The sequence below is a fragment of the Pseudomonas mendocina genome (assembly GCA_037482215.1).
GTDB lineage: Bacteria > Pseudomonadota > Gammaproteobacteria > Pseudomonadales > Pseudomonadaceae > Aquipseudomonas > Aquipseudomonas mendocina_E.
Genome location: CP148074.1, coordinates 1,272,301 through 1,291,073, shown reverse-complemented (window position 1 = coordinate 1,291,073; position 18,773 = coordinate 1,272,301). Strand labels below are relative to the sequence as shown.

Sequence of the window (18,773 nt, the reverse complement as noted above, 5' to 3'; positions counted from 1 at the left end):
GGTATCCCGACTTAGAAAACGCCCGATTACTCTCATCCCACCATGCTTTCAGCAAGGAGTCGCTCATGCAGCGTCAGACGGAAAAGACGATACAGCCACGCAGGGTACGCTCATTTATGGCAGCCACATTATTGGCCTGTGCAGGTATGGCGACCCACGCCAACGCCGAGGTTCACTCAACCCAACAACCCGACCAGCCCGCCATCAATTACGCCACAGTATGGGCGGATGACACCGGAGCGACTCATGTCAGCCGGTGCAGCATTGAGGGGCTGGACTTCAAGAGCTACGCCCCACCTGCTGCGCCGCAGTGGATTGGTGTTTCGCCGGATGAGGTGGAGAGCCTTGCCTATGCGGTTTTACCGCCCGGTTATGTAGGCGATTGGCATCACGCGCCCGGCCCGCAGTGGGTGATCACGCTCAAGGGTAAATGGTCGGTGGAAACAACCGACGGCACGGTGCTGACGCAAGGCCCCGGCGAGATGCAGTTCAATGCTGATGCCAGTGCCAAGGCCCGGCCGGGGGATGATCGGGTCGGCCATATCAGCCGTACGGTTGGCGATGAGCCCAATGTGCAGCTGATCGTAAAACTCAAACCCAACGCCAAGCGTACCCGTGGGCCTTGCGCGTATTGACGGTGTAACACCCTGCCTCAAATGGCAGGGTGTTAGCTCGGCTTAGACAGCCTCTTGCAGGGCGCGGGGACGATGGCTGCGCGCTTCGTCCTCACCACTGCCAGCAGGCTGTAGCTGGAAATTAAAGTTGATTGTGGCGTGACGCCCTTCAATCCCAGACTTGCTGTCCCCTTCAGAGAACTCAACCTCGCCGATCAGCCCGTCGCGGGTGGCGTAAGCAAAGTCATCCCATAGATACTCATCGCCCGAAAGGTTGATCTGAGTAGTCAGGTGGCGGTGGCCCGGTGCGGAAATAAAGAAGTGGATGTGGGCCGGACGCTGACCGTGGCGGCCCAATTGGTTGAGCACCTCCTGAGTGGTCCCCGCTGGCGGGCAGCCGTAGCCGCTGGGCAAGATGCTGTGAGCGCTATAGCGGCCGTCTGCGTCCGTCAGGATGCGGCGACGCAGGTTGTATTCAGACTGGCTTTGATCAAAGAAGGAATACAGCCCCTTGGTGTTGGCATGCCACACGTCCACCGTGGCGCCTGAAATAGGCTTGCCATTGAGGTCGACGACCTGGCCTTGAAGCAACATGGGAGTAGCGACGCCCGCCTCGCTGCCGTCGTCCATGCGCGCATGGCCGTGTGTGATCGGGGCGCCCGCCACATACAGTGGCCCTTCGATTGTGCGAGGCGTTCCGCCGGTTTGACCCGCCTGCTCATCACGGGCGTCCTGCAGTAGATCAAGAAAATGCTCCAGCCCCAGCCCTGCTACCAGCAGCCCGGTCTCCTGACTGGCCCCCATGCGGTTGAGGTAATCGACAGCTTTCCAGAATTCATCATCGGTCACTTCCAGGTCTTCGATGATAGTTACGGTCGCCATCAGGATGCGGTGGATGAGCGCTTTAACGCGTGGATTACCTTGCTCGCTGTCGTAACCAGCCGCTTTTTTGAAAAACTGTTTGATGTCTTCACGATCGGAAATTTTGAGTGTCATAGGTGTTACCTCTGCATGGGCCATCAACGGTCATCGGTGTGGATTGAGGAGGGATGGCGGCATAGGCCATCGATGCTTATCTGCATGTAGGGGAACAGCGGCAGTTGCATGAGGGTGTCGTGCAGCTCCTCGACACTGGCGAGGTCAAACACGCTGTAGTTGGCGTACTGCCCGGCGATGCGCCACAAGTGGCGCCACTTGCCCTCTCGCTGGAGGCGCTGGGCGAGTTGTTTTTCATCGGCTTTAAGCTGCGCGGCTTTGGCCGGGTCCATGTCCGGGGGCAGCTGCACAATCATCTTCACGTGAAAGAGCATCGGTGTTCTCCTTTACTGGCGGGCGAAGCGCTTCAGGCGCTCTTCGTCGAGCTCCAGGCCAAGGCCGGGGGTGCGGGGGATGTGCAAGTGGAAGTCGCGGTACACAGGTGGGGTGGTGACGATTTCTTCGGTCAGCAGCAGCGGGCCGAACAGTTCGGTCGCCCACACCAGCTTTTCCAGGGTGATAAAGGCGTGGGCGGAAGCCAGGGTGCCGACGCTGCCTTCAAGCATGGTGCCGCCATACAGGGCAATACCCGCCGCCTCGGCGATATGAGCTGTGCGCAAGACGGCTCGGGGTCCGCCGTTCTTGGCGATTTTCAAGGCGAAGATGCTCGCAGCACCGTCTGCGGCAAGGCTGAAGGCATCTGCCACGCTCTCAATGGACTCATCAGCCATGATCGGCGCCGGGCTGCGCTGATTCAGGCGCTGCTGGCCGCCACGGTTGATCCGCGAAATGGGTTGCTCAATCAGGTCGATGCCGTTCTCGCCCAGCACCTGACAGCCACGAATGGCCTGTGATTCGTCCCAACCCTGGTTGACGTCAACACGAACACTGGCACGCTCGCCCAACGCCTTTTTGATGGCGACAACATGCTTTAGATCCTGCTCCAGCGGGTTAGCGCCGATCTTCAGTTTAAAGATTCTGTGGCGGCGCAAGTCCAGCATCTGCTCGGCTTCGGCTATGTCCCGCGCTGTGTCGCCGGAGGCTAACGTCCAGGCGACCTCCAAGCTGTCACACACTCGCCCGCCCAGCAGCTCGCTAACAGGCAGGGCCATACGCTTGCCCTGAGCATCAAGCAACGCGGTTTCAACCGCTGAACGGGCGAAGGTATTGCCTTTGATGGCCTTTTCCAGACGCTGCATGCAGGCGTTGATGTTGCTGGCATCCTGGCCGACCAGCAGCGGGGCAAAATGCGCATCGAGATTGGCCTTGATGCTTTCCGGACTCTCGTTGCCATAGGCCAGACCGCCGATGGTGGTGGCCTCCCCTATTCCCTCAATTCCGTCTGAGCAGCGCAGCCGCAGGATGACCAGGGTTTGCTGCTGCATGGTGTGCATGGCCAGCTTATGGGGGCGAATGGTGGGCAGGTCGACGATGATCGACTGCAGAGATTCAATGACGGCGCTACTCATAAAGGTCTTCCTTGTTTTGGGCGCGAACAGGGGCTAGCCCAACGCCTGCCGAGACAGGTGCCGAAGCTGTGTACAGTCAGGTGATTGAGCCGGGCTTAAGGCAGACTCGGCGTGAACTTTTCGTAGTAGAAGTTCGCCGGGGTGATCGCCTTCTCGCGCAGGTAGGCGCTGACAGACTCGACCATCGGCGGAGGCCCACAGAGGTAAACGTCTACATCACCGTCATTGAGGTAGTGCGGATCAAGGTGATGAGTGACATAACCCTTGTTCGGGTAACTGCTGTCTGGGCTGGATACGCAGGCGCGGTAGGAGAAGTTGGGGATACGTGCGGCAAACGCCTCCAGCTTGTCTACTTCGACCAGATCGAAGTCATGGCTGACGCCGTAAATCAGGTGCACGGGATGTTCTGCAGCCTGCTCTTCGATCTGTTCTAGCATGGCGGTAAATGGCGCTAGCCCTGTACCACCGGCGAGCATCAGCAGCGGCCGCTTGATCTCGCGCAAGTAGAAACTGCCCAGCGGCCCGTCCATGTTGAGCACATCCCCTTGCGCCGCTTGGCCGGTGAGGTAACTGCTCATCAGACCGCCCGGCACGTTGCGAATCAGAAAGCTGACTTCGCCGTCTTTGGGCAGAGAGCTGAATGAGTAAGAGCGTGTCTGATCGCTACCGGGTACCTGTAAGTTGACGTACTGGCCGGGGAGAAAGGCCAGCTTAGTTAATGACTCCCCCTTAACCGATAGGGCGATGGCGCTTTCTGAAAGTTGCTTGACCGCACTGATGCGAGCCTCGAAGCTCGACTTCGAGGTATTACAGACTTTCGAGGATGCCGGCACACGAATGACACAATCACTTTGCAAGCGCATCTGGCAGGCCAGAACAAAGCCTCGTGCAGCTTCATCCTCGCTCAGGGCCTCCTCAATGTACTCATCGCCAAGATCGTAACGGCCCGACTCGGCCTGACATTTACAGGTGCCACAGGCTCCATCACGGCAGTCGATAGGGATATTGATGCCCTGCCGGTAGGCAGCATCGGCAACGGTCTCATCAGGAGCGACATCAATGAAGCGGGTTACGCCGTCTTCAAAGTTGAGCGCGATTTTGTACATGGGGAGCACCTCAGCATCTAATACATTGCGAAGCGCTGCGTGACAGCGAATATCCGCAGGCTCAAACGGTATGAGCCAAGGCTAAGGCTGCGAAGGATGTGAGTAATATCCGCTTTATAGGCAGTGTTATCCGTTTAGTCGTAATGGCGTTTAAAAACCTCTGCTAGCCCCTCCATGCATCTCAGTACACTGCCCGTCGCGCCGATGCACGGGCAGCCGTAGCGCTTGGCGTTTCATTGAACCGTTTGCGGTAATCGCTGGAGAAACGGCCCAAGTGATTGAACCCCCAATCCATGGCGATCACTGAGATATTGCGCAAACTGCCATCCTCAAGCAGCTCGCGGTGTACAGCGTCTAGACGGTACTGCTTGAGGTAGGCCATGGGTGATTTCCCCAGATACTTGCGAAAGCCCTCAAACAACTTAAAGCGGGTAACGCCTGCCGCACGCTCGATATCCTCCAGACACACTTCTTCACGGGCATTGGCCTGAATAAACTCGCGCGCCCGCTCCAGATAGTGAGGCAAGCGGACCTGCATGCGCTGATGCAGCTCTGCGGAGTAATTATGGGACTGCGCCAGCAATAAGCCCTTAATCAACACCGCTTCCATGTCACGGGCAAAGAACGGCTGCCCATATAAATCTCGACTCCACTCCAGCTCATCAAGCATGTAGCGAGCCATCCGCCACCATGAAGCTGTTGCACCGGAAACCGCATCCATCACAGGTTCGAAGGACAACGGGGTGTCCGGGCGACGCTGCAGCAGTTGCTCCAACGTACGCTGAACAGCACTGTTTGGAATGACGACCTGCAGCTTGCGGCAGTTGCCTGCAATCTCCAGAGACTGCACCTCATGCGGAGAAACGATCACGCCTTTGTCAGGATCTGAAACCAGCATTTGCCCGGATTTGCTCAGAGCCTGTTCACCACACAGCGGCAAGCTGAGGCTGTAGCAATTAAGCAGGGACTCATCACCAATACCGATACGCACATCCGTACCGTACTCCACATAGCCCAACGTGGTTTCTGTGGTAGGTAGGACACTGGCTAAGTGATGAAACTGAATACGCTCCGGCCGTGAAGCATCCAGCCGGTGGGGACCGCAAATATCAGACATCCACGATCGCGCACCGGCAAGGTCATAGCGATCAGCAGAAATATCCCGAAAACGGGAAGTGTTTTTGACTCTCATCGCACGGTTCTCAAGGAATTATCTACGCGCTCTGATGGCGCCTTTTGAACTGGATCAGCAATCGCCATGCCATTTGGCAAGAAGACGCGAACACCGCTCAAACCCGCTAAATACCTGACTTCCTTGCTACAAGCGGTAATGAATCCGCTAGAGACAGACAGCCCAGTTTCCGAGTTACTGGATTACTTATAGCGCGACAATGAACAGCAAAGATCAAAGCAGCCAGAATTTTCGGACAAAAAGCTCTTAATAAGTGGATAGCACTGCACCAGCAACAAATGTCAGCACACGCCCTTGCTGTTACCGAGCCGCTCAAATCCCCCTCAAACGTTACCTACCCTCACAAAAAAAGCGGCGCGAGTTCGCCCACTTTCGGGATAGCCCGAGTCTCAGCCGGTGCATCTAATGCTGGGTACCCTGAACTGGCCTACGTGGAGCTGTCATGAGTACGACAAATAAAAGTAATGATCAGTGGCATGACTACATCAGTGGCTGCCTGGATTTCCGCCCAGAAGACGGTGTGTATCGCATTGCCAGAGACATGTTCACCGAACCGGATCTATTTGATCTGGAGATGGAACTGATCTTTGAAAAGAACTGGATTTACGCCTGCCATGAGAGCGAAATCCCAAATACCAACGACTTCATTACGCTGCGCGCCGGTCGCCAGCCCATGATCGTCACCCGCGATGCCAACGGTGACCTGCACGCCCTGATAAATGCTTGCCAACATCGAGGCACCACACTGACGCGACTAAGCAAAGGCAACCAGTCGATGTTCACCTGCCCTTTTCATGCGTGGTGTTATAAAAACGACGGACGCTTACTGAAAGTGAAGGCGCCGAGTGAATACCCAGAAACATTCGATAAATCGGCCCACGGCCTGAAAAAAGCCCGCATCGACAGCTACAAGGGGTTTGTCTTCATCAGTTTGGATAATCAAGCGACGGACACGCTGGAAGACTTCCTCGGCGATGCCAGAGTTTTCTTCGACATGATCGTGGCCCAGTCGCCCACCGGTGAGCTGGAAGTCCTGCCGGGCAAATCCACCTATACCTACGACGGCAACTGGAAGCTGCAAAACGAGAACGGCCTCGACGGTTATCACGTCAGCACCGTGCACTACAACTACGTGGCCACTGTGCAGCACCGCCAGCACATCAACGCCTCCACTGGCGGCGCAAGTGCCACGCTGGACTACAGCAAACTCGGGGCGGGCGACGCCAATACCGACGATGGCTGGTTCTCCTTCAATAACGGCCACAGCGTGCTGTTCAGTGATATGCCCAACCCCACTGTACGGCCCGGATATGCCACGGTAATGCCGCGCCTGACCGAAGAGTTCGGTCAAGCTAAGGCGGAGTGGATGATGCACCGTCTGCGCAACCTGAACATCTATCCCAGCCTGTTCTTTATGGACCAGATCAGCTCTCAGCTGCGCATCGTACGCCCGCTGGCGTGGAACAAAACCGAGATCATCAGTCAGTGCATCGGCGTCAAAGGCGAATCGGATGGGGATCGTGAAAGCCGTATCCGTCAGTTCGAGGACTTCTTCAACGTCTCCGGCATGGGTACGCCCGACGACCTGGTGGAATTCCGTGAAGCACAGCGCGGCTTTCAGGGACGACTTGAACGCTGGAGTGATATTTCCCGTGGCAGCGAAAAGTGGGTCAGTGGCGCAACGCCCAACAGCCAGGTGCTCGGTATCTCACCGGTCATGACCGGCACCGAATTTACCCACGAAGGCCTGTACGTCAATCAGCATGAAAACTGGCAGCGCTTCCTGCTTGAAGGCCTGCAAGCCAAGGCTCTGAAACTCAAGGAGGTGCAGGCATGAATGCGCAACTTCAGTACGAAATTGAACAGTTCCTCTACCGCAAAGCTGAGCTGTGCGATGCACAGAACTGGGATGAGTATCTGGATCTGTTCGACGAGCAGTGTGAGTTTCACCTGCCGCAATGGGACTCAGAGCACGAGTACACCACCGACCCACGTCGCGGCATGTCACTGATCTACTACAGCAATCGCTCCGGCCTTGAAGATCGCGTGTTCCGTATCCGTACCGGCAAAGCCGCATCGACCATCCCGATGCCACGCACGCTACACCAGATCAGCAATGTCCGCCTGAGTGAACGCAGCGACGGGCAGCTGGAAGCCAAGGTGTACTGGCAAACGCTTTACTACCGGATGGGCCAGGCAGATACCTTTTTTGGCTATGCCACGTACCACCTGCGCCCTATAGACGGACACTGGAAAATCACCCGCAAGCATATCGTCCTGCTGAACGACACTATTAATTCGGTGCTGGACTTTTACCACGTGTAATCGACGCAACCCGGCCCTATCCACGGCGCCGGGTTAACCCAGACCATCTGTCTTATTCATGTCAAATCTGGACTGACAGCCACGCATTGCGCCCTATCTATACAACTTAGCGATATTAAAATATTGTTCAACATGGGTAACAAACTCGATAGAAAAAAGCTGCAAGTGTCGCTAGAAAAAATCTACAAATATAAGAAAAATAAAATTATAACCACACAATCACAGCACGCCACTCACTTACCTTGAATGCGCCAACCGTAACTCACAAGCTTACTTTAAAATCAAAAACAGCGCCTCGCTCCGACCGAAAACTTTCCCGAACGACCAACCGATCTTATTAGAAAGCTTAGCCCTGCCTCGACGAATAGCTAAAGTCCAGCACCAGCTTATTAAAATCAATCAATCGTATAAAAAATCAACCTTCAGAAATAAAAAATGGCTAGCCAGTCAAAACAACCGGCTAACCACCACCTATACCCCCTAAAGAATTATATTAGAAATATCAGTTAACACCCACCTCGAATTACCCCCCAACAACTCGCAAAGGTTTAACAAGAAACTTATATGCCAGAACCAACAACAACATAAATGGGACGCCAAACACCATTGTCATTCGGAAATCTGGTGTAAACACTGTCGCCAACAGAATCGCCACAATCATTGCTAGGCCGAACAATGTCCCCCAAGGATACCCCCACATACGAAACTTCAATGGCAATCCATTACGTTGGTGATGTCTTCGAAAACGATAGTGAGTCAAAAAGATCATCATCCATGCGAATAAGCACCCGAAAATCGAGATCGACATCATCAACATGAAGGATTGCTCGGGAAACATCAGGCTGATGAGCATCGCCAGAACCACACCCGTACAGGATAACGCTAATGCGTTTAAAGGTACGCCAGAGCGGCTCAGTCGCCCCACCATGCGGGGCGCATGCCCTGCCCGCGAAAGGCTGAACATCATCCGAGTTGTGGTATAGAGCTGGCTGTTCATGGCTGACAAGGCCGCCACTAAGACAACAAAGTTGATCACTCCCGAGGCGCCAGGTATACCAACTTGCTGCATCGCCCTAACAAAGGGACTTTCACCGCCAGCACCAACTAAGTTCCAAGGAATCATGGCAAGAATAAGCATCAATGTCAGAAGGTAAAAAAACAGCAAACGTACCATCGTCACGCGAAAAGCTTTTCTTACAGCATTTTCAGGATCCTCAGCTTCCCCAGCAGCTACTGCGATCATTTCAATGCTGAAGTAACTAAACAGGGCAATAATTAAGGCAATCCACACCCCGGACAATCCATGGGGAAACAAACCACCATGTTCCGTGTAGTTGTGGAACCCATACGCTGGATTATCCGCCCCAAAAACCAGCCAACTTCCGAGAATAATAAACCCCAGAATGGCGCCAATTTTCACGGCAGAAAAGACATACTCAAAGTGCCCGAAAGCCTTCACACTAATGGCGTTCGTAGCGATAAGCAAAGAAGAGAAGAGCAGAATCCAAACCCAACCAGCCACCTGAGGAAACCAGTACTTCATGTAAAGAGATATCGCTGTAACTTCGGTGCCTATGGCCAAAACGATAGCCGCCCAGTACGCATAGCGAACCAGAAAACCGGCCAAGGGGCTTATATAAAATTCCGCATATGCCCCAAATGAGCCCGAAGTCGGATGAGCGATGGTCATTTCAGCCAAACACCCCATCAGCAGCATGGCGATGAGTGCTCCGATTGCATAGCTGAGCAGCACACCGGGGCCCGCAAAGCCTATGGCGTAACTACTGCCCATAAAAAGGCCGGTGCCAATAGCGCCACCGATAGCAATCATACTCATCTGGGCGGACGTCAAATGCCGTTTGAGTCCCTGTTCACGCGCCGTGATAGCGGTAAAGTCCTTATTATTTTGCATTGTCATGCCTCATGAATCTTGTCGTTGTAATGGGCATCGTCAATTAACTGCGCACGATGAATGAGAGCGGGACACGCATTCAACCCGCTCTTAAGGCACTCAGGTCACCTGTTTACGAGTCATAAAACGCTCGTCTCGCCATAGACCCGAATCAAGAACCTGCCCAAGGATTTCTGCAGCATCCCAAGCATCAACAAAACGGCTATAAAGAGGCGTGAAGCCAAAGCGCATGATGTGTGGCTCGCGGTAGTCACCGACCACACCGCGCTCTATCAAAGCCTGAATAACGGAATAACCATGTGGGTGTTCAAAACTCACGTGGCTGCCGCGATAAATATGCTCACGCGGTGTTATCAACGTCAGTGGATGTGATGAGCAACGGGCCTCAACCTGCTTAATAAAGAGATCAGTTAGAGCCAGAGACTTCTCACGAAGAGCTTGCATGCTGGTCTTGTGAAATACATCCAGACCACACTCAACCATTGCCATCGAGATCATCGGTTGCGTGCCGCAGAGATACCGAGAGATGCCCGGAGCCGGCTCGTAATGTGACTCCATCTGAAATTGCCGCGCATGCCCCCACCAACCGGAAAGGGGTTGCCAAGTCATATCCCTGAGCGCAGGTGAAACCCAGACAAATGCTGGAGCACCAGGACCACCGTTGAGGTACTTATATGTGCAGCCGATAGCGTAATCAGCCCCAGCTGCTTTCAAATCAATGGGGAGCGCACCTACCGAATGACACAAATCCCAAATGGTCAGAGCGCCCTTCTCATGGCACAGACGAGTCAACTCAGACATATTGTGCAAATAGCCTGTTTTGTAATTGACTTGTGTGATCATCACTACGGCAGTGTCATCACCTACAGCGCGCTGTAACTCATCAGGACTATCTACCAAACGTACGCTGTATCCTTGATCCAACAGCTCGGCAAGCCCCTCGGCAATATATATATCCGTAGGAAAGTTATTTCTTTCTGTAAGGATCACTTTACGTTCAGGTGCCCGTTGGGCTTGTACACGCAAGGCTGCTACGAGAACCTTGTAGAGATTAGTGGAGGTCGTATCTGTGATAACGACTTCATTCTCACCGGCCCCAATCAGACTCGCCAGGCGATTACCCAACCGCTCTGGTAATGCCCTCCAGCCAGCACTGTTCCAGCTAGTCACCAACCCTTCTGCCCATTCAACTTTTACAACTTGATGGACCCGTTCCAAAGCAGCGTTCGGACAAACGCCAAGAGAATTACCGTCTAGGTATATCAATTTCTCAGGTAAAGAAAATTCGTTACGCAGTGAGGCCAAGGGATCTTGGGCATCAAGCTCAAGACACTGCTCTCGTGTACTCATGATTAATCCTTTCATGCATAGGGATACTGAGTGGTACTTGCCACACAGTCATTTCCAAATTGGCATCTGAAATTATGTAGAGGGAAAATTCAGCCTGTCCTTGCCGAACAGTTCACAGCACGTAACTGGTGGAAAAGACAATCTCTACCCGAAAGAATGATGAACGAAGATCAAATGAATTTTCGTGCTAAATAAAAGACTATTCACCAAGAACTAACAGATAGTTCAAATAAATACTTAATTATTGGAATTTTCTTCGAATGCAACTAGACACCATCGACTTACGCATATTGCTTTACCTCCAACGCAACGCTCGCATCACTAACCAAGAGCTTGCAGAAAAGGTCGCCCTCTCTCCATCGGCTTGCCTGCGTAGACTTCGACTGCTCGAAGAGCAAAATTTCATACTGGCGTACCGCCCGGTTTTGAATGCTGAGTTACTGGGCATAGGGCTCGAGGCCTTGGTTCACGTTTCGATGGGAAAAATTGATACTGACTGGCATGAGCGGTTCGTAGAGCAAGTCAGCAACTGGCCAGAAGTAACCAAAGCCAGTGTAGTGACCGGCCATAGCAATTACGTGCTGTGGGTGAAAGCCCGTAATCTGAAACACTTCTCTGATTTCATTGTAAATAGCCTTAACCATGCCCGCGGCATCACGGATATCCGCTCTGAAATCATCCTTCAAACGATAAAAGACAGTGATGGTTCACTTGAGCTCTTCGACAGGCGCTGAAAGTCGAGGGGGCTAGCCTCAGTAATAGCCACAAGCGCTATCGCACCAAGTTGATACTTTCATATTGCAACGCCTTATTGTTTTTTGAACCTCATCACAAGCGCTATTCACCCAAACCCCCTTTTAACAAAAGGGTTAGGCATACCACCACATCTGGCCCAACTCTTGCTCTAGCACTATCTGCGCACACTAGGCTCCGTGGTTTATACCAGTGCCACACGTGCGAAACATTGTTTCTGCATCCCACTGCATTCGCATATCAATAAGGAATAAAACGAATGTTCAGCGAAAAAATGTTGCTGCTTACCTACACCCCTCGGGCTGACGCCGAAAGCCGTGGCTATAACCCTTGGCTAAGGGAGATCGACACGCCGTTTTTTAATTCGGTGAAGAAGATTGCGCACTATGGCAACTGGAAGGTCACGCCTCCTTCCAGCCAGCAGGTGAACTGGACGCATTTTGACTTTATGCACCTGGCTACTGGAATCGAAGCAGAGGAGATTCTGGTGCAGCCTGATGTGGCGGAGTTTGCCGCAGGTTGGACCCGTCAGTGGGGGCTTGATCCCAACGCCGAAGACATGTCCGTGAACTACCGGGTACACAAAGCTGAACGCGTGCGTCAGGGCCAGATGAAGCGCGGCGGGTTGGTTGCACTGATCCTGAATCCAAACCTGAACCACCTGCCTGTACAAGCGGAAATCTGGAAAGTCACCGGCATGGTGCTCGGCAAACAAGAAATGAGCGACACCTTTGCGGTGATGCCTCTGGCCTATGTCGACACCGTGGTTGACCCGAAATGGGGCGAGTTGGTGCTGGTCGGCGAATGCATCGCCCAACCGGGCTTCTGATGCTTTAAACCCGTGAGTGCCTTCCTTTTGGGAGGCACTTTCGTTTATCGACCTGAATCAACGACCTTACGCGTTGCCAGCAGCAGGCCGCCAAAGATCAGACCGCCACCAATCCAATGGAAACTCTGCAAATGCTCATTCAGCAGAACCCAGCCGAGAATGGCAGTGAAGACAGGCATCAGGTAGCTGGTCATAGAGGCGGCTGCAGCCCCCAGCACCTTCACCCCATGGTTCCAGGCCAAGTAGGACACCAGTGATGCAAACACTGCCGTGTAAGCAATAGCACTGAGGTTCGGCAACGTGACCGTCAAACGTGCGCCCTGGCTGTACTCATAGAGGTACAGCGGCAGCAGACACACCACCCCCAAACCAATGCTCACCCCCAGCAGCGCCAGTGGCGGTATCGGCTGAAAGAATGTCGACCAGCGCCGCAGCAGCACTGAATACAGGGCCCAGTCTGCAACGGCGATCAGCATAATCAGATCCCCCGGCGCGAAAGACAGCCCCAACAGCATCTGCGGATCGCCTTTACTGATCAGCACCAGCAGCCCGCCGACCGCCACCGCCATGCCCAGCCAGGCATGGCGAGCAGGCCATTCCTTGAGCAGCAAGCCAGCGGCAATAAAGGTCATCAGCGGGATACAGGTGTTAACCAGGGTGATATTGATCGCCGCAGTGGTATGCGCCGCGCTGTACAGAAACGAGTTGTAACCTGTAATGCCCAGTACAGCGATAACCAACAACCGCCAGCCTGCGTTCTTGATATGTTCACGGTTGTTCCACACCGGCAATGCCACAAACGGAAACAGCAGGAGGAATGCCAACACCCAACGCCAAAAGGCCAATGTCAGCGGCGGGATATCGGCAGCAAAGGCACGGGCAACCAGAGAGTTACCCGCCCAACACAGAATGGCGACCAACAGGCCCGCCAGCGCCAGCGAGCGTGAATGATTCATGGATTGTCTCGATCGTTTATTGCGGCAATAGGCGGTATTGCGCGGGGAGTTGCTCGATCCCTGAGACGGTCACATTGAGGTTTTTCCAGCGGCCATCCTTGATCCCGTAGATGCAGCCATGTATCGACAGATCCTGGCCACGATGCCAAGCATTCTGGACGATGCTGGTGTGGCTGACATTAGCCACCTGCTGGATGACATTCAGCTCACAGAGGCGATCAACGCGCTCTTCTTCGGTGGCAAAGGTAGCTAAGTGATCGCGGTGCTCGTAGGCCAGATCCCGAATGCTGCGCAGCCAGCCGTCAATCAAACCAAGCTGGTTGTTCTGCATCGAAGCGCGCACGCCGCCGCAGCCGTAATGACCGGTGACGAGGATATGTTTGACCTTGAGCGCATCGACCGCGTACTGAATGACCGACAGGCAGTTCAGGTCGGTATGCAGCACCACGTTAGCAACGTTGCGATGCACGAATAAATCGCCCGGCAGCAGGCCGACAATCTCATTCGCAGGAACACGGGCATCCGAACAGCCAATCCACAAATACTCCGGGACTTGCTGTTGAGCGAGCTTGGTGAAGAAGTCAGGATCTTCCTCTTTGATCGACTCAGCCCAGCGTGCGTTATTGTCGAACAGGTGTTGCAGATCGCTCATTATCCGGCTCCTTTTTGGGCTGGGCACAATAGAAATAGCGCTGAGCTTTGACAAGCATATTTCCGCCAGCGCATGTTGCATGCAGACCTCAATCAAACAGCGGGCAGACCATCACCAGCGCATCTTCACGGCCGCCGACCGCAGGGTAATAACCGCGACGACGACCGACTTCGTTAAAGCCATAGCGCTCATACAAGCGGTAGGCCGTCTGATTGCTGTCACGAACCTCAAGGAAGCAGTCTTTAGCCCCTTGCGCTTTGGCTTCATTCATCAGGTGTTCAAGCAACTTGTAACCCAAGCCGCGGCCCTGGCTTTCGACTTTCACCGTGATGTTGAGCAGATGAGCTTCATCCATAATCACTTGAATCACGCCGTGACCTACTTGCTGACTGCCTTCAAACATCACCCAGCAGCTGTATGAGGTGAGGCTGTCAGTGAAGATGCCTCGGGTCCACGGGTGGCTGAAAGCGGCGTATTCGATCTTCAGTACAGCGTCTAGATCCGCCTCGGTCATGGGGCGGAAACTGATTGCATCACTCATTCGGTTTGGCTCATCCAGCGCTGACGCACACGCTGCATGGCATGCCACAGCTCGCGCTTACGCTCAGGTTCTTCCATCAGCAGTTCCAGACCCGGCAGTGCCCAGGCAGCGCCCAGACCTTCGATCTGCAACTCACGGTTGTAGTGGTCTTCATTTACATCGCCACAGAAGCGCATCGCAGGCAGACCGACCAGCCACAGGCAGACGCAGGGCTCTTGCTCTTCAAGTCGCGCCGTAACGAAGGTCTGCACGTAGTCCAGCGCAGCTTGTGGGCCCTGATCCAACTGACCACGCGCCAGCAATGGCCACCGCACTGGTTCGCCGATGGGCTTCGGGGTGTCTTGTAATCCGGCAGCGCGGAGCATGTCCTTAAGCAGCAGGAAGGCAGGATCGCGACCTTGCAGCGGCTCGCCCGTCGGCAACTCAACCAACACGGCACAGGCGCCGACGCGCATCAGTTGCAGGGCGAAACGCGGTGGCGGAACAGGTGCGACACGCTCAACTTTTGCAGGCGATTCTTCAGGCTGCTCAGCAGCCACTTCGCGCAACGCTGGAGCGGGCTTGGGCGGTTCAATCTTGGCCCGCACCTCAGCGATAACCGACGCGCGCCCTTGCGGGGTTTCGCTGCTGGCCTGGCTGTCGTTGGCTGCACCAGCAGACGCACTGGCGGTAACGGGGTCAGCAACCGGCTCATCAGCCACCGGCGCTTGCGGCTCAGGCATTGGTTGCAGCAGTTCAGGGCGAGATGGCGCGGCAAACGGCAGCTCCACACGCGGCAGCCAACTGGCAACCTGCATGGCGCTGAGGTAAGCACGGCGGCGTAATTCGCTGATCAAACCTTACTCACCTTGTTCTGTGTGCTGATACGCGGCACAGCGGCGGTACAGCCGTGTGCAGTATATTCAGCAAGATTGAGGCAGTGGTTACGACTCATGAAGGCTCTCGTGCTGCTCCGGGAACTCCGGTTCAGCTCTATTGGCAATAGCCGTTGATTGTCGCGTGAAATGCTCTGTGCGGGAAGCGTTGCGACGGGATAACAGTCGTGAGGCACCTTCGCCAAGGCGTCAATTTAGGAATACACGCTGACGCTACGAATCATACGGGATTCGTCGTTCAGTAGGGAGGATAAAACTCTGCTTATCCTCTAACGAGTAACACCGAACATCCGCCCCACCCGACTTGCCACACGCAAAAATGACAACGCCCGCCAAAGTGGCGGGCGTTGCTGGAAAGTCTACGTCACGATTGAACGTGACATTAACTCAGGCCGATCAGGCGGGCTGATCCCATGGACGGTCGCCATTGGCGTCCTTGATCCGGGTTGGCAGGCCCATCACGTCCAACAGCTTGAGGAACGGCTCGGCAGGCAGTTGCTCAACGTTGGCCATGTGTGCCACATCCCAATCACCACGGGCTACCAGCAACGCGGCTGCAACTGGCGGAACGCCTGCGGTGTAAGAGATGCCCTGGCTGTCGGTTTCAGCATAGGCTTCTTCGTGGTCCGCCACGTTGTAGATAAACAGCTCTGCAGGCTGACCATCTTTAGTGCCTTTAACCACATCACCGATGCAGGTTTTGCCGGTGTAACCCGGTGCCAGCGATGCCGGATCAGGCAGAACAGCCTTCACCACTTTCAGCGGCACCACTTCCAGCCCTTCGGCGGTTTTCACTGGCTGCTCAGAGAGCAGGCCGAGGTTTTTCAGCACAGTGAACACGTTGATGTAGTGCTCACCGAAGCTCATCCAGAAACGCACATTCGGCACGTTCAGGTGTTTCGACAGGGAGTGCACTTCGTCATGCCCTGTCAGGTACAAATTCTGTACACCAACGACCGGCAAATCGTCGGTACGTTTGACTTCAAACATTGTGTTGCTGGTCCACTGGCTGTTTTGCCAGCTCCAGACTTGGCCGGTAAATTCACGGAAGTTGATTTCCGGGTCGAAGTTAGTGGCGAAGTATTTGCCATGGCTGCCAGCATTAACGTCGAGGATGTCGATCGACTCGATGCTGTCGAAGTACTTCTGCTGGGCCAATGCGGCATAGGCGTTTACAACACCTGGATCAAAGCCGACGCCAAGAATGGCCGTCAAGCCTTTGTCCTTACACTCTTGCAGGTGTTTCCACTCGTAGTTGCCATACCATGGCGGGGTCTCACAGATTTTGCCCGGCTCTTCATGGATAGCGGTGTCCAGGTACGCAGCGCCGGTATCCAAGCAAGCACGCAGTACGGACATATTCAGGAACGCTGAACCGACGTTGATAACGATCTGCGATTCAGTCTCACGGATCAAAGCCTTAGTAGCTTCGATATCCAGCGCATTGAGGGCATAAGCCTTGATCTCCGCAGGCTGCTTAAGGCTGCCTTTGGCTTTTACGCTGTCGATGATGGCCTGGCATTTGGAGATGTTGCGCGACGCAATACTGATACGACCGAGTTCGTCGTTGTGTTGCGCACACTTGTGGGCCACCACCTTGGCGACACCTCCTGCACCAATGATAAGAACGTTCTTCTTCAATTTCTCTATCTCTCCTTATCTGCCAGCTCAGGACAAGCTGGACAGGTAGTCGTCGAAGCCAAATTCCCGCACCAGCTCGACATTCCCGTCGAGTTGACGCACTGCAATGGCTGGCATTTTTAGTCCGTTGAACCAGTTTTTCTTGACCATGGTGTAGCCTGCTGCGTCGATAAACGACAGCCGATCGCCGATGGCCAGCGGACGATCGAATTGGTACTCACCGAAGATGTCACCCGCCAGGCACGACTTACCGCACACCATGTAAGTGTGCTCGCCGTTGCAGGGTTCCATCTTGGCGTTGAGGCGGTAGATCAGCAGATCGAGCATGTGTGCTTCGATGGAGCTGTCGACTACAGCCAGATTCTTGCCGTTGTACAGGGTGTCGAGGACGGTCACTTCCAGCGATGAGCTGAGGGTGATGGCCGCTTCGCCCGGCTCCAGATACACCTGCACACCAAAGCGCTCGGAGAAGGCTTTCAGGCGCGCGCAGAATTGATCAATCGGGTAGCCCTCACCGGTGAAGTGAATACCGCCACCGAGGCTGACCCAGTTCACTTTGGCCAGCAGGTGGCCGAAGCGTTCCTCAATGGTGGTCAGCATCTTGTCGAACAGCTCAAAGCTGCTGTTCTCACAGTTGTTGTGGAACATGAAGCCGGTGATCTTATCCATCACCGCTTCAATCTTCGCCGGGTCCCACTCGCCCAGACGGCTGAACGGACGCGCCGGATCAGCCAGCAGGTAATCGGAGCTGCTCACCTGCGGGTTGACGCGCAGGCCGCGAATTTTGCCTTCGGTCTTGTCGGCAAAACGCTCCAGCTGGCCGATGGAGTTGAAGATGATTTTGTCGCAGTTCTCGACCATCTCTTCGATTTCATCATCAGCCCAAGCCACGCTGTAGGCGTGAGTCTCGCCGGCAAACTTCTGACGGCCGAGCTTGAGTTCATACAGCGACGACGACGTAGTGCCGTCCATGTATTGCTGCATCAAGTCAAATACCGACCAAGTAGCAAAGCACTTTAGCGCCAGCAGCGCCTTGGCCCCGGAGTTCTCGCGCACGTAGGCGATCTTTTCCAGGTTGACCAGCAGTTTCTGTTTGTCGATGAGGTAGTACGGCGTTTTGATCATCTGCGTGCCCGTGCAAAAAGTAAGCAAACAGGAATCAGCAAGCTGACCCCTCTGAAAAAAATGGAGGCGAATTGTGCCTACGCTGGGCGATTATCGAAAGGGGTAATGCCCTCCCCATCGAAAACTGGCTCTTACGTGCTAAAAATCAAGAGTATCTAGCCTCAAGAATGAGCACGCACAGTGAACAATGAATGACAGCAGACCAGATGATTCGACCGCCCGAAGTACGCGACTTGATAGACAGATACCACCTGACGGACCTAAGCACTTTACCGCTGGTCAGAACTCAGAGTTCAACAACACTGTACTTGTCGAAGCCCAATCAGTGTTTGTTCTGTCAGTGATCCCAAATAAGCGGAGATAAGTGGCCCCTGTAACTCATTCTGTTGCTAGTGCCTCCCAATTGGGCGGATAACGAGGGTACGCTCCGGACTGAGCCGCCTAATCTCGAGGCGGCT

At 54.4% G+C, this 18,773-nt stretch carries 18 protein-coding genes; 5 read left to right on the top strand and 13 right to left on the bottom strand.

Going from position 1 to position 18,773, the window contains the following annotated elements:
• Nucleotides 1–146 precede the first annotated feature (146 nt).
• Nucleotides 147–635, top strand: coding sequence for a hypothetical protein (locus WG219_05805; GenBank protein ID WXL27948.1), 489 nt, complete (start codon nucleotides 147–149; stop codon nucleotides 633–635).
• A gap of 42 nt (nucleotides 636–677) precedes the next feature.
• Here WG219_05805 and catA read toward each other — a convergent pair whose 3' ends face one another.
• The 5 genes from catA to WG219_05780 form a co-directional block, all read right to left on the bottom strand.
• Nucleotides 678–1,610, bottom strand: coding sequence for a catechol 1,2-dioxygenase (gene catA / locus WG219_05800; GenBank protein WXL26976.1), 933 nt, complete (start codon nucleotides 1,608–1,610; stop codon nucleotides 678–680).
• Nucleotides 1,611–1,633: 23 nt separating this feature from the next.
• Nucleotides 1,634–1,924 (bottom strand): muconolactone Delta-isomerase, encoded by a 291-nt coding sequence (gene catC, locus WG219_05795; protein WXL26975.1) that lies wholly within the window; start codon nucleotides 1,922–1,924, stop codon nucleotides 1,634–1,636.
• A gap of 12 nt (nucleotides 1,925–1,936) precedes the next feature.
• On the bottom strand, nucleotides 1,937–3,058 hold the full coding sequence (locus tag WG219_05790; protein WXL26974.1) for a muconate cycloisomerase family protein: 1,122 nt from the start codon (nucleotides 3,056–3,058) through the stop codon (nucleotides 1,937–1,939).
• Between the two features lie 95 nt (nucleotides 3,059–3,153).
• Nucleotides 3,154–4,164 carry a benzoate 1,2-dioxygenase electron transfer component BenC gene (gene benC, locus WG219_05785; protein WXL26973.1) on the bottom strand — a complete coding sequence of 337 codons (1,011 nt, stop codon included), beginning with the start codon at nucleotides 4,162–4,164 and terminating at the stop codon, nucleotides 3,154–3,156.
• Nucleotides 4,165–4,345: 181 nt separating this feature from the next.
• Entirely contained in the window at nucleotides 4,346–5,356 is a 1,011-nt protein-coding gene (locus WG219_05780; GenBank protein ID WXL26972.1) for an AraC family transcriptional regulator, read from the bottom strand.
• A 442-nt stretch (nucleotides 5,357–5,798) separates the two neighbouring features.
• Between WG219_05780 and antA the strand changes: the two genes are divergently transcribed.
• Together antA and antB are read left to right on the top strand one after the other, a co-directional pair.
• Nucleotides 5,799–7,193, top strand: a complete 1,395-nt coding sequence (gene antA, locus WG219_05775) for an anthranilate 1,2-dioxygenase large subunit (GenBank protein ID WXL26971.1) — start codon at nucleotides 5,799–5,801, stop codon at nucleotides 7,191–7,193.
• Entirely contained in the window at nucleotides 7,190–7,681 is a 492-nt protein-coding gene (gene antB, locus WG219_05770) for an anthranilate 1,2-dioxygenase small subunit (protein WXL26970.1), read from the top strand. The genes antA and antB overlap by 4 nt, the downstream gene beginning before the upstream one ends.
• A gap of 523 nt (nucleotides 7,682–8,204) precedes the next feature.
• On the opposite strand, the gene WG219_05765 is transcribed toward antB, so the two are convergent.
• Both WG219_05765 and kynU read right to left on the bottom strand, forming a co-directional pair.
• Nucleotides 8,205–9,593 (bottom strand): amino acid permease, encoded by a 1,389-nt coding sequence (locus WG219_05765; GenBank protein ID WXL26969.1) that lies wholly within the window; start codon nucleotides 9,591–9,593, stop codon nucleotides 8,205–8,207.
• 99 nt (nucleotides 9,594–9,692) lie between these two features.
• Nucleotides 9,693–10,943: a kynureninase gene (gene kynU / locus WG219_05760; GenBank protein WXL26968.1), complete on the bottom strand. Its 1,251-nt coding sequence runs from the start codon at nucleotides 10,941–10,943 to the stop codon at nucleotides 9,693–9,695.
• Nucleotides 10,944–11,203: 260 nt separating this feature from the next.
• Here kynU and WG219_05755 point away from each other — a divergent pair, with 260 nt between their 5' ends.
• Nucleotides 11,204–11,677 carry an Lrp/AsnC family transcriptional regulator gene (locus tag WG219_05755; GenBank protein WXL26967.1) on the top strand — a complete coding sequence of 158 codons (474 nt, stop codon included), beginning with the start codon at nucleotides 11,204–11,206 and terminating at the stop codon, nucleotides 11,675–11,677.
• Nucleotides 11,678–11,955: 278 nt separating this feature from the next.
• Entirely contained in the window at nucleotides 11,956–12,525 is a 570-nt protein-coding gene (locus WG219_05750; protein WXL26966.1) for a hypothetical protein, read from the top strand.
• A gap of 44 nt (nucleotides 12,526–12,569) precedes the next feature.
• On the opposite strand, the gene WG219_05745 is transcribed toward WG219_05750, so the two are convergent.
• The 6 genes from WG219_05745 to WG219_05720 all read right to left on the bottom strand — a co-directional run bounded on the left by WG219_05745 (nucleotide 12,570) and on the right by WG219_05720 (nucleotide 18,315).
• Nucleotides 12,570–13,481 carry a DMT family transporter gene (locus WG219_05745; protein ID WXL26965.1) on the bottom strand — a complete coding sequence of 304 codons (912 nt, stop codon included), beginning with the start codon at nucleotides 13,479–13,481 and terminating at the stop codon, nucleotides 12,570–12,572.
• 16 nt (nucleotides 13,482–13,497) lie between these two features.
• Complete coding sequence (gene can, locus WG219_05740) at nucleotides 13,498–14,133, bottom strand: carbonate dehydratase (protein WXL26964.1); 636 nt, start codon at nucleotides 14,131–14,133, stop codon at nucleotides 13,498–13,500.
• Nucleotides 14,134–14,221: 88 nt separating this feature from the next.
• Nucleotides 14,222–14,674: a ribosomal protein S18-alanine N-acetyltransferase gene (gene rimI / locus WG219_05735; GenBank protein WXL26963.1), complete on the bottom strand. Its 453-nt coding sequence runs from the start codon at nucleotides 14,672–14,674 to the stop codon at nucleotides 14,222–14,224.
• Nucleotides 14,671–15,510, bottom strand: coding sequence for an energy transducer TonB (locus WG219_05730; GenBank protein ID WXL26962.1), 840 nt, complete (start codon nucleotides 15,508–15,510; stop codon nucleotides 14,671–14,673). Before WG219_05730 ends, rimI begins: the two co-directional genes overlap by 4 nt.
• 435 nt (nucleotides 15,511–15,945) lie before the next feature.
• A complete protein-coding gene (locus tag WG219_05725) occupies nucleotides 15,946–17,190 on the bottom strand; it encodes a saccharopine dehydrogenase family protein (GenBank protein ID WXL26961.1) in 1,245 nt (414 codons plus the stop codon).
• Between the two features lie 27 nt (nucleotides 17,191–17,217).
• Nucleotides 17,218–18,315, bottom strand: a complete 1,098-nt coding sequence (locus tag WG219_05720; protein WXL26960.1) for a carboxynorspermidine decarboxylase — start codon at nucleotides 18,313–18,315, stop codon at nucleotides 17,218–17,220.
• Between the last annotated feature and the right edge of the window lie 458 nt (nucleotides 18,316–18,773).